This is a genomic window from Ulvibacter sp. 2305UL32-6, assembly GCF_058148545.1.
Window position 1 is genome coordinate 817571 of record NZ_JBYVKA010000002.1, and the last position, 12498, is coordinate 830068.

General features: G+C 38.1%; 11 protein-coding genes. 3 read left to right on the forward strand and 8 right to left on the reverse strand.

The annotated features are described in order from the left end of the window. Position 1: 1 nt before the first annotated feature. Positions 2-337 carry a hypothetical protein gene (locus tag ACY2RU_RS09630; protein ID WP_490138231.1) on the reverse strand — a complete coding sequence of 112 codons (336 nt, stop codon included), beginning with the start codon at positions 335-337 and terminating at the stop codon, positions 2-4. A gap of 152 nt (positions 338-489) precedes the next feature. After that, the gene (sucC, locus tag ACY2RU_RS09635) at positions 490-1680 is read right to left on the reverse strand and encodes an ADP-forming succinate--CoA ligase subunit beta (RefSeq protein ID WP_490138232.1); all 1191 of its coding nucleotides are present in this window, start codon (positions 1678-1680) and stop codon (positions 490-492) included. A gap of 268 nt (positions 1681-1948) precedes the next feature. On the opposite strand from sucC, the gene lysA reads away from it, so the two are divergent. From lysA to ACY2RU_RS09650, 3 genes are read left to right on the forward strand one after another with little or no spacing between them, the layout of a single operon-like run. Further along, positions 1949-3154 (forward strand): diaminopimelate decarboxylase, encoded by a 1206-nt coding sequence (gene lysA / locus ACY2RU_RS09640; protein WP_490138233.1) that lies wholly within the window; start codon positions 1949-1951, stop codon positions 3152-3154. Positions 3155-3164: 10 nt separating this feature from the next. Further along, a complete protein-coding gene (locus tag ACY2RU_RS09645; RefSeq protein WP_490138234.1) occupies positions 3165-3800 on the forward strand; it encodes a methyltransferase domain-containing protein in 636 nt (211 codons plus the stop codon). 9 nt (positions 3801-3809) lie between these two features. Continuing rightward, positions 3810-4961 carry a serine hydrolase gene (locus ACY2RU_RS09650; RefSeq protein WP_490138235.1) on the forward strand — a complete coding sequence of 384 codons (1152 nt, stop codon included), beginning with the start codon at positions 3810-3812 and terminating at the stop codon, positions 4959-4961. Between the two features lie 82 nt (positions 4962-5043). Here ACY2RU_RS09650 and ACY2RU_RS09655 read toward each other — a convergent pair whose 3' ends face one another. The 6 genes from ACY2RU_RS09655 to ACY2RU_RS09680 form a co-directional block, all read right to left on the reverse strand. Beyond that, positions 5044-5985 carry an NAD(P)H-dependent flavin oxidoreductase gene (locus ACY2RU_RS09655; protein WP_490138236.1) on the reverse strand — a complete coding sequence of 314 codons (942 nt, stop codon included), beginning with the start codon at positions 5983-5985 and terminating at the stop codon, positions 5044-5046. Continuing rightward, positions 5985-7619: a S8 family peptidase gene (locus ACY2RU_RS09660; protein ID WP_490138237.1), complete on the reverse strand. Its 1635-nt coding sequence runs from the start codon at positions 7617-7619 to the stop codon at positions 5985-5987. The genes ACY2RU_RS09655 and ACY2RU_RS09660 overlap by 1 nt, the downstream gene beginning before the upstream one ends. A gap of 10 nt (positions 7620-7629) precedes the next feature. Continuing rightward, the gene (mnmA, locus tag ACY2RU_RS09665; protein WP_490138238.1) at positions 7630-8826 is read right to left on the reverse strand and encodes a tRNA 2-thiouridine(34) synthase MnmA; all 1197 of its coding nucleotides are present in this window, start codon (positions 8824-8826) and stop codon (positions 7630-7632) included. Between the two features lie 85 nt (positions 8827-8911). After that, a complete protein-coding gene (locus ACY2RU_RS09670) occupies positions 8912-9607 on the reverse strand; it encodes a toxin-antitoxin system YwqK family antitoxin (RefSeq protein ID WP_490138239.1) in 696 nt (231 codons plus the stop codon). A 123-nt stretch (positions 9608-9730) separates the two neighbouring features. After that, entirely contained in the window at positions 9731-11620 is a 1890-nt protein-coding gene (gene yidC, locus ACY2RU_RS09675) for a membrane protein insertase YidC (protein WP_490138240.1), read from the reverse strand. A gap of 109 nt (positions 11621-11729) precedes the next feature. After that, positions 11730-12497 (reverse strand): hypothetical protein, encoded by a 768-nt coding sequence (locus tag ACY2RU_RS09680; protein WP_490138241.1) that lies wholly within the window; start codon positions 12495-12497, stop codon positions 11730-11732. Position 12498: the final 1 nt, after the last annotated feature.

A 12498-nucleotide genomic window follows, 5' to 3' on the forward strand; every position in this document is an offset into this window, starting at 1 on the left:
CTTACAATTCATAATGAATTGACACAGGAACCTCGTAGGTACGCCCAACGATCAATTCACTATTAATCTCCTTGTAATTCAAGCGATTCTTAACGAAGGTTTCAATCTGCTTGTTTGACGTTTCTACAGAAAGTACTACAATTTCGTGCTGCTTATTAACCGTAAAAGTTACATAGGCGCTTTCATCTGCGGAAATGTCTAAATTCGGATTAGCTAATAAACTGCGAATTTGCTCGGAAGTAGGACCCTTTTCGTTGTCTGAAGGAACATTTTCAGCAACTGTTACACTTGTAATGGCTAGCGCGATGGCCACCATAATTAAACTTAGTTTTTTCATGATTTGTTCGTTATTAATTGATTACTATACTTAATAGACATCATTGGAAGCCAATACGTTACATCCAAATATAGACTTTAACAATTTCTTAACAAACCACGAAAGCCCTGATCAAAAAGAAAAGGGCTTTTAGTTATAAAAATAACGGAGTCTTATGCTAAAACTGCTTGTACTTTATCTGCAGCTTCTTGAAATTCGATTGCACTTTGTACATCGAATCCACTATTATCAATAATTTCTTTAGCTAGATCAGCATTTGTTCCTTGTAAACGAACAATAATAGGTACATTAATGGTTCCCATTTTTTTATAGGCGTCAACAATTCCTTGAGCTACACGATCACAGCGAACAATTCCACCAAAAATATTGACCAATATCGCCTTTACATTCGGATCCTTTAAAATAAGTTTAAAAGCTGCCTCAACACGCTCGGCATCTGCAGTTCCTCCTACATCTAAAAAGTTTGCTGGCTCACCACCAGCTTGTTTGATAAGATCCATTGTTGCCATTGCAAGTCCGGCTCCATTTACCATACATCCAACATTACCATCAAGATCGACATAATTAAGACCAACTTTACCTGCCTCTACCTCTACTGGGTTTTCTTCACGAAGGTCACGCATAGCTGCATAATCTTTATGACGGTATAATGCATTATCATCGATAGACACCTTTGCGTCTACTGCAATGATTCTGTCATCACTTGTTTTTAAGACTGGGTTTATTTCAAAAAGTGAAGAATCACTGTTGCTATAAGCATTATAAAGCGCAGTAACAAATTTAGTCATTTGTTTAAATGCTTGTCCGCTTAAACCTAAATTAAAGGCTATTCGTCTTGCCTGAAATGGCAATAATCCCACAGCTGGATCAATTTCTTCATGAAATATCAAATGTGGTGTTTCTTCTGCCACGGTTTCGATATCCATTCCACCTTCCGTAGAATACATAATCATATTTCTTCCTGTACCTCTGTTGAGAAGCACACTCATATAATACTCTTCTGGCTCGCTATCCCCAGGATAATACACATCTTCGGCAACAAGAACTTGATGTACTTTTTTACCTTCCGCGCTGGTTTGCGGCGTGATCAAATTCATTCCTATGATGTTTCCTGCGATCTCCTCAACTTCTTGAAGATTCTTAGCAAGTTTTACTCCACCACCTTTACCACGTCCTCCTGCATGAACTTGGGCTTTAATAACATGCCATCCAGTTCCTGTTTCCTCGGTAAGTTTTTTAGCTGCAGCAACCGCTTCAGCTGGAGTTTGAGCTACGATACCGCGTTGTATTTCAACACCAAAACTCTGTAATATTTGTTTTCCTTGATATTCGTGTAAATTCATGGGTTTTGTTCTTTTTTCGAAGGACAAAAGTAAGAAAATGTAAAACATCTTACGATACTTTTTAAAGGAAATATAGACTTGATCCCGTGGCTAATAAAAAAGATGAGCCATTCGCGCTTATTGTTTCATGCCAATGCTTATAAATTATTTTTATTCGAAATTAAAATTTCAGAAAAGATTATGTAAAAAATAATCTCTCGCTAAGCCATATAGTTTTACTTTTACTCTCTTATTTTTTAACCTTTTATCAATTTAAAATCAAAACAAAATGACGCGCAGAGACCTTTTAGCGATCGCAGAAGAGTACGGGAGTCCCGTATATGTGTATAATGCTTCTAAAATGGAAGAACAATATAAACGCTTAACAGGTGCTTTTAAGGGTGTCAAACAGTTAAAGATTAATTATGCGGTAAAAGCGCTTTCAAACATTTCTGTATTAAAATTTATGATAAAAATGGGCGCCGGCTTAGACACCGTTTCTATTCAGGAAGTAAAATTAGGCCTCGAAGCTGGTGCAAAGCCAAGTGACATTATCTTTACTCCCAACGGAGTTTCGCTTACGGAAATCGAGACGGTAGCCGCATTGGGCGTGCAGATCAATATTGATAATTTGTCAATTCTCGAACAATTTGGAACCAAACACCCAAAAACTCCCGTTTGCATACGCGTAAATCCGCATGTAATGGCAGGTGGCAATACGAATATTTCGGTAGGACATATTGATAGTAAATTTGGAATTTCAATCCATCAACTCCCACATGTAGATAGAATTGTAAAAAATACGGGCATGAATATCAATGGTATTCATATGCATACGGGAAGCGATATTCTAGATATTGATGTATTTTTATATGCTTCGGAAATTTTATTCAACGCAGCCACGCATTTTAAAGACCTTGAGTTTATTGACTTCGGAAGCGGATTTAAAGTTCCATACAAACCGGGAGATATCGAGACCAATATTGAAGAAATGGGCGCCAAACTTACCGAACGTTTTAATGAATTTTGTAAAGACTACGGAAAACAACTCACACTGGCATTTGAACCCGGAAAGTTTCTGGTAAGTGAAGCCGGAAAATTTTTAGTAAAAGTAAACGTAGTTAAACAAACCACATCAACAGTATTTGCTCAAGTTGACAGCGGATTTAATCATCTTATTCGCCCCATGCTTTATGGTTCGCAACACGAAATACACAATATTTCTAATCCAAAAGGTCGCGAACGTTTCTATAGCGTGGTTGGCTATATCTGTGAAACAGACACTTTTGCAAATAATCGTCGTATCTCAGAAATAAGCGAAGGCGATATTTTAGCTTTCAGTAATGCTGGAGCTTATTGTTTTAGTATGGCGAGCAACTACAATTCTCGTTACAGACCAGCAGAAGTGCTTTGGTACGAAGACAAAGCTCACCTGATCAGAAAACGTGAAACCTTTGATGACATCATAAATAATCAAGTGATTGTAGCCTTGTGATATTAGTGTTTTGGATGCATATGAACTAAATAAGAACACCTATAATTCTTTAGCCTCCCAATACTTAAAGCGATTTATGGATTGGGATGGCTATCACAATAGCTATGATGATTTTTGCAAACAGCTGCCAAAAAAGGCCGTGGAAGTTTTGGAAATAGGCTGCGGACCAGGAAATGTAACAAAGTACCTACTACAAAAGCGACCCGATCTAAATATCTTCGGAATTGATTTTGCGCCCAATATGATCGCGTTGGCTAAAGAAAATAACCCTAAGGCCAACTACGAAGTATTAGACTGTAGAGATATTAGTACGCTCAATCAAAAATTTGATGCGATATTCTGCGGGTTTTGTGTTCCTTATATTGATCGCGATGCTACCGTACAACTTATAAGAGACAGCGCTAAATTAGTAAACGCAAATAGTCTTTTTTATTTAAGTACCATGGAAGGTGACTATAATAATTCTGGAATACAGGGTTCTGCATCACATTCCGAAAAAGTATTTATTTATTATTATGAGAGCTGGTTTTTAGAACAGCAGCTGGAAGAAAATAAATTTCAAATTTTAGATATCCGAAGGCAAAACTATGTTTCACCCGATGGCCAGGAAGCAGTAGATTTGTTTATAATTGCCAAAAAACTATAATTTTAAAGCATGAAAAATCTATTAGCCTTGTTAATGATCTTTGTTGCTAGTAGCTGTTCAAAGAAACCCATTCCCGAATCGACGCTAGAAAAAGCACTAAAAAGTGAATTTCCATCCATCAAAGCGGTTATGACAGATCTGGAAGCACATGAAGTTCAGATTATGTATACTCACATCGATCGAGATAAAAAAGGAAATGTAGTCTTTAAGGATGAAACTTTTCAAGTAGATGACAGCAACTACTTCTATCCCGCAAGTACCGTTAAATTACCTGCAGCCATTTTAGCTCTGGAGTATGTAGACGCACATCCAAATATAACGCCTCAAACCCCCTATTTTATTGAAGGTGACACTATCTCACATAATTTAGCAGATGATCTAAGACAGATCTTTGCAGTAAGTAATAATGAAGCATACAATCGTTTATATGAATTCCTCGGAAGAGATTATATAAACGAAAAGCTTCGCGAAAAAGGGATCAAACCTGTACGTATATCGCATCGTATTGAGACTGAAAATGCTTCAGAAGCAAAACGAAAACCATTACATTTTGTAGTCGACTTAGACACTATTTCTTTGGGCGGCGGAAATGACTCGGCTATCGAAAGAATTTCCGTAGAAAATCAACAAAAAGGAATTGCTTACTTACAAGATAGCACGCGCGTAAACGAAGCAATGGACTTTTCAGAAAAGAACTATTTCCCCGTAAAAAGTCAACAAAATTTAATGAAACGTTTGTTTTTTCCGGAGGCATATAAAGAATCAGAACGTTTTCAGCTTTCGGAAAACAGCTTGTTAGTTTTAGAGAAAAGTATGTCTACTGTAGCCCGTTTGCAAGGATATCGAGAAATTGATTATTGGGATGGCTATGTCAAATTCTTTATGTTTGGAGACGAAAGAGGTCGTATTCCTAGCAATTTTAAAATATACAACAAGGTTGGATACGCCTATGGAACGCTTACCGACACGGCCTATATTGTAGACACCCGAAACGATATTCAATTTATCCTTACAGCTACTATTTTAGTTAACGACAATGGTGTTTTCAACGACAATATGTATGAATACGAAAACATAGGAGTCCCTTTTTTAGCCGAATTAGGGCGCGAACTCTATCGACTAGAAATTGCACAAAAGCAAGCAAAAGAGCCGAAGCAGTAAATAGCAATGACATTTTCCTTATTATTTTCTGAAGAAATGGTTGTACCCTTTTTTACAAGTTTAATAACAAAGTAAACCTAACTTATAGCGCACAGATTTCTGCTTTAGCCTGCTTGAATTCCGCCAACATATCGGCAACAATTTCGGCTGCTGGTTTTATATCGTGAATCAAGCCTGCAACCTGACCGATCTCCAATTCTCCTTCCACCAGATCACCTTCAAACATGCCTTTTTTGGCTCTCGCTCGGCCTAAAAGTTCAATGAGTTGTTCCTTCGTTGGGTTTGTCGCGTAAAGCTCCATCACATCCTGAAAAAATTTATTTTTCAGCATCCGAACCGGCGCTAATTCTTTTAATGTAAGTTGCGTATCACCTTCTTTTGCGTCAACGACCAACTGCTTAAAAGCACGATGCGCACTAGACTCTTCCGAAGCTACAAATCTACTTCCTACTTGCACGGCATCTGCGCCCAGGATCATGGTAGCGAGCATTGCCCTACCTGTTGCAATTCCACCTGCGGCTATTAAAGGAATAGAAATTTTTTCTTTGACCATCGGGATCAAAGCTAAAGTTGTGGTCTCATCTCGGCCGTTATGTCCTCCCGCTTCAAAACCTTCGGCAACCACCGCATCAACCCCTGCTTCTTCAGCTTTGAGCGCAAATTTTACACTACTTACTACATGTACCACAGTGATCCCGTGATTCTTTAAATGCTGTGTGTACGTTTTAGGATTTCCTGCGGAAGTAAACACGATCTTCACCTCTTCCTCAATAATAATACCTATGATCTCTTCGAGATTTGGATATAGCATAGGAACATTTACTGCAAAAGGTTTATTTGTAGCCTTCTTGCATTTCTGAATATGTTCGCGAAGTACATCCGGGTACATTGAGCCTGCGCCCAAAATTCCGAGTCCGCCAGCATTACTAACAGCACTTGCTAATCGCCAACCACTATTCCAGATCATTCCCGCTTGAATGATGGGGTGTTCTATTGCAAAAAGCGTTGTAATTTTATTCTTCACTACTTTTTAACGACTTTAAAACTGTTGCTTTTTTCTTCGGAAGTAATATTTAAGACATACATCCCAGGCGCCAAACCTGACATAACAATAGTGTTTTCTAAGGAAGAGATTGTTTTTTCTGAAATTCTCTTTCCGAAGATATCATAAAGAACTGCGGTAGCATTTTCTACTTGCTTCGGAAATGATATGTTTACCAGATCCTCTACTGGATTGGGATAGATCGCAAATTGATTCTCTAAGAGTTGATCTTCCACTCCTAAATTTTGAAGTAATGACCAGGCCATTTCAAAATTTGGTATTCCATAGCCCATCTGGTCTGTGGGGTTTTCATAAAGATGAGCAGATTCTCTAACTACACGAATGATCCTAAAATTGGGCACTTCTGGACGCGATTGCCACAGGGACGCCACTGCTCCCGCCATAATAGGAGAACTAAAGGAGGTTCCACTCGAAAAGGTCACATTACCACTAGGATCTACAACAGCTGCACTAGCGCCTTTTGCCATAACATCTGGCTTTATTCTACCATCAACTGTAGGTCCAATAGAACTAAAATTGGCATAATCGCCATTTGAATCTACCGCACCAACGGTAAGAACTCCAGGAGCATCGGCTGGTGTTGCTACGAATGTAAATGTCTGTCCGTCATTACCTGCAGAGGTCACCAACAACATTCCTTTTTCCCAGGCAAGATTAGCTCCGCGAGCTGCAATGGTGGTCTGACCGTCAAGATCTTCATAACTATGGTCATAGGCTGGATTATCGTAATCTTGGTAGCCTAAAGACGTATTTACTACATCCACACCTAAGCTATCTGCTCGTTCTAAGGCTTCCACCCACCAAGCTTCCTCCACCGGGTTTTCGGTTGGAGCATATTCTGTACGAAACAAATAAAATGAGGCATCGGGAGCTGTTCCTACAAAGTTATCTTCGGGATTAGGGTTTCCGGCAACAATAGCACCTATATCACTACTTGTACTTGATCCATGAGTTCCCGTTCCATCTACATTGGTTTGACGTTCAGCAAAATCATAAGTGCCCAGTAATCTTCCTTCAGAAACAATATGAGCAAAAGCTGGATTATTCGCAAAATTAGGAAATCCACTATCTAAAACCGCTATTACCATATCTGCACCCGTCAAATTTTCTGAATGCAAATAATCAACACCCAACATGGTTGTTTGATTCTCGGCAGCTCCGTAATCGTATTCAATACGTGAGGTTTCTACTTCCATTGCAAATTTATCTGGAGCCGGATCGTTCCCGCCCCAAAAATTAAGCGATTTATCCATAAATTCAACACTCGTCACGAAAGTTAAATTGGTTAAATTTTCGATGTTTGCTTGCGAACCGCGAACATATACAGCGTTCATCCATTTCGATTTGGACAAAACCTCTATGCCCGAAGTATTTTTTAACTGCGTAATATATGCCTCATTAACGGGTACATCACGCTCATCAATAGCTGTGTTGTGGAGTTGTTTTCTGTCAATTGCATCTTGTGTTAAGATCGATATAGGGTTGGCAAGGGAAGCAGCAACATTCTCTTTGTCGGCTAGAAATACTAGCGCATCTTCTTGAGCGTACACAACTCCAAGAGTCATGAATGCCATTAAAAATAAAAACTTTTTCATAAACTTTTTTTTAGGAGATCACACCGCTGCCTAGCAATTCATCATTGCGATACCATGCGACAAACTGACCTTCGGTAATAGCAGACTGCGGATTCTCAAAGATAACATAAAGTCCGGAAACAGTTTGATACAGGGTAGCTTTTTCCAGCGACTGTCTATAACGAATACGAGCCATGACATCCATGGTTTCGTCTTCCTGAAGACACAAGTCTGGTCGAACCCAGTGTGTTTCTTGCTTTGTTACATACAATCCACGGCGGTATAGACCCGGATGATCCTTACCTTGCCCAGTATAAATAATATTCTCAGAAACATCTGTATCAATAACAAACAAAGGTTCTGGAGTACCTCCTACACTTAAGCCTTTTCGTTGGCCTTTGGTAAAATAGTGCGCTCCTTGATGTGTTCCCACCGTTTTTCCGTCGGTTTTAGTGTAAACGGGTTTTTCAGAAAGATAAACGAGTTCTTCTTGTTTATTCTGAAAAGTGCTCACTTCTCTTTTATAAGCTGGAAATTCGGAAGGTACTTCAATAATAACACCTTCTTTGGGCGCTAATTGTTGTTGTAAAAACTCCGGCAAACGAACTTTTCCAATAAAACACAAGCCTTGCGAATCTCGTTTTTCGGCTGTAATTAAATTTTGCGTCGAAGCAATTTTACGTACTTCGGGTTTTAATAATTCACCAATTGGAAATAAGGTCTTAGACAATTGTTCTTGTGATAATTGGCAAAGAAAATACGACTGGTCTTTATTTGGATCTTTTCCAGAAAGTAACTGATAGGTTTCTTTCCCATCTTTTTCAAGAATTCCTTTTCTACAGTAATGCCCTGTGGCGACGAAATCTGCGCCAAGATTTAGTGCAATTTTGAGGAAGACGTCAAATTTAATTTCTCTATTGCAAAGTACATCCGGATTTGGGGTACGTCCCATTTTGTATTCGTTGAACATATAATCAACGATTCGCTCTTTATACTCTTCGCTTAGATCGACCGTTTGAAAAGGTATCCCTAATTTTTCTGCAACCAGCATCGCGTCATTACTATCTTCTAACCATGGGCATTCATTAGAAATAGTGACCGAATCATCATGCCAATTTTTCATAAAAAGCCCTATAACATTATAGCCTTGTTCCTTTAAAAGGTAGGCTGCAACGCTAGAATCAACTCCACCGCTAAGTCCGACAACTACTGTTTTTTTCTGCATCATTTCTACAGTGCAAAATTACGATAAAAATTTTTTGAAACTAAAGGAAGTTTCTGAAGTGTTTTTTGAAGATCCTTCAGAATTAAAACTACTGTGCTTTTTTTAATGGCTTCGGAAAGGTTTCTTCACGATCTAACTTTCCATTGGTATAATATTTCCAGACACCGTGTTTTTTATCATCTTTATAATTCCCTTCAATACTCTTTTTTCCGAATTCATCATAGTACACCGCTAAACCTTCCATCTTATCATTTGCATAGTTTAATGCCTTTAGCAATGTTCCATTTGGGGCGTAATACTTATTCTCGCCGTGCAACAATCCTTCTTTATAAGTTGTCTCTTCAGCCACCCTGCCATCAGGATAATAGACCGTTTTAGGGCCGTGTAATTTCCCTGCTTTATAGTTTTCACGGGTCATTATATCATCGCCTTTTTTATGGTAATAAACCCATTCTCCAACACGGTCTTTTCCGTTCATTTCTCCTTCGCTCACCTTTTTCCCCTTGGCTGTAAAATAAGTCACTTTGGAAATATTAGTATCGGTGTTAAATTCTTTAATAACAGAGGGAACATTTTTGCAATCTTCACAGTAAAAACTAAAGGTTCCTATTTCTTTACCATGTTCAAACTGGCCGCGATAGCGAAGTTGCTTGCTATTTGGATATTTTTTTTCCCAAATACCATGACGTTTTCCGTTGGCATCGGTCTGGTTAATCTCGTTTTGGGACACGGCTGGATTTAATCCAACTAATATTCCGAAGAAAACAATAAATAACAGCTTCATAGCATTCATTTTTTAATAAACGCACAATTTTGATTTCTATTGAATGTGCTTACGAAAGTTATTCCAAAAAGAGTGCCATCTTAAATGAGGCACTCTTTTAGAACATTAAATTAAAAGATCTTATTACTTCTTCTTTTTACTAGATTTCTGTTGTTGCTCTGCCTGATCCATCATTTCGGCCATTTTCTTCTGAAAACGATTCTGCTTTTTAGGCGTAGCTTTTTTCACTTGGATCTTAGCATGAATTTTATCTTCATCTATGATAAAATTTTTGATCACTAACATAATACCAATGGTGATCAGGTTAGATACAAAATAATACAGTGACAATCCACTGGCGTAGTTGTTAAAGAATACCAGCATAAACAAAGGCGACAAATACATAAGGAATTTCATATTTGGCATCCCTGGTTGCTGCTGTGCCTGCATACTCTGACCTGTACTCATCATCATATAAACAAAAATGGCTAAAGAGGCCAATATTGGGAACAAACTTACGTGATCCCCATAGAATGGAATATGAAAAGGCAATTCGGCTATGGTATCATAGCTAGAAAGATCTTCAGCCCACAAGAAACTCTTTCCACGAAGATCAAAGGCAGTTGGGAAAAATGTAAACAAGGCGTAGAACACCGGAATTTGAAGAATGGCGGGCAAACAACCTTTTAACGGGCTCGCTCCGGCAGCATTTTGCACCTTCATAGTTTCCTGCTGAATTTTCATCTTGTTGTCACCATACTTTTCACGAATGGCATCAAGTTCTGGTTTGAGAACTTTTAGCTTAGCCTGAGACAAATACTGTTTGTATTGTACTGGAGACAGCATTAATTTAATAAGGATCGTTAAGACAATAATGGCGATACCAGCTGGTAAAAAGCCACTTAGGAACCCAAATAAAGGTATGATCAACCATTTGTTTATCATACCAAAAATACCCCAACCCAATGGCATAGCTTCATCGAGATTACGATCATACTTTTTAAAGATCTTATAATCTGTTGGCCCGTAATACATATTCATATTCTGAGTAATGTCACCGCCTTTAACGTCAAGTAACATTTTTGCGCCGTACTTCTTTGTATAAATTGTATCAATTTCTTCGTCCTTTACTAGGTCGATAGAAGAAAGAGCAACCTCTTTAAAAGGTGTATCGGTCAAAAGCATAGAACTCCAGAAATGCTGACGGAAATTCATCCAAGTAACATCTTTTTCAACTTCAGCGTCTTCGCCTGTTGGATCTAGCTTTGAATGATCTCCATTTTCATATTCATAGGTAAGTCGCGAATAGCGGTTCTCATAACTAATACTTTTTGCATGGCGATAGCCTTTCAATTGCCAATCTAAATATACTGGCTCTGAGGTATTGATCACCCCATCTAAACCTTGAGTTTTAATACTAAAGCCCATCATATACTCGCCTGGCGTAAGCTCATAGCGGTATTCAACATAGCTATCGGCAGACGATTTTAAACGCATGGTTAGTACGCTGCTTTCGCCTTTTTGTGATAACGAAGGTTCAAAAAACAGATCTTTCGTATTTAACGTTCTGTTTTCTGCTGAAAACTGCAAGTTTAACGAAGCATTTCCATCTTTAATCATATAGATCTGTTCTCCGTCATACATGGTATGTTGCTTCACCATAGCTTTGGTGATATATCCTCCCTTATTGCTCACTTCTAGGCGAAGTACATCATTTTCTAAAACAGTAACAGCGTTTGTTGCTGAAGGTAATGTTCCTGAATATGCAAAAGAGCCGAGTCTGCTTTTTAATTTCTCGATTGCAACAGAATCTTGTGCATTTGCAGCCGACAGCTCTTCGGTCGCTTCAACAAGTGTCGTTGTATCTTTTTTTACTTCGGAAGCAGCTTTTTCTATTGCTGCAGCTTCAGTTTTAGCCTTTTCTGCTTGAATTTCTTCTTCAGTTGGTTTGTTCATATATAACATCCAAACCAAGATTCCTCCAATTAATACAAACCCAATTAGGGAATTGACATCAAACTTTTTACTTTCCATATGTAGTTCCGCGTTACGGTAATCTTTTTTCCGAAGATAACTTCAGAATTATTTATAAATCGTTAGACCAACAATCTCGCCCATTTTTACAAAGCGACATATTGTCGGATTAATAATATTCGTAGGTATAGTTTTGTACTGAGCCATTCAAAAACGTTCGTACTTCAGTTATTGGATAATCCAGATCATTATATTCAAAAATGCTAGTAAATGAAGCGGTTTCTTCAACCTCATCATTCTCATTGTATCTCGTTTCAGAAAGAATATTGTGCTTTGGACTGATATTAGTCTCCCGAATATACGTACTTGCAAAAGCAAATTTACCTTTATCTCGAATTCTAACATATTTAATCACGACATCATTTATATAGGTCGCAACTTCTGTATCGTTACATTGAATCCCATTATACTCAAAAATTTGAGAGTAATATTCACTTCCATCAATATAATAGCCTAACCTGCTATTTATTCCACAACCCTCTGGTGTATGATTAACGATAAAATAAGAATCTTGATTTGGAGCAATTGGTTCGTAAACCCGATCACTTCTGTACGAAGTTGCATTTATACGATAATAGGTATCTGTTAGTAACAATCTTTCCGTTACATCATAGATTCTTAGAATGCTATTGTCTCCGACATATTCATATAGAAAATATATACTTCCACTACCAACGGTTGGTATTCTCTTGCTCACCCTTTGCTCGCTATCATACTCATAATAATCAAATAATTCACCGTCACGATAAACACTTTTAAGAAGTAATCCTTCCGACGCATCATCCATTTGGTCATCAGAAACGGATGTCTTGTCGTCAGAAGAACATCCTGCCAACAATATGATCGCCGCGAATACTAATAAATATATGTGCTTCATT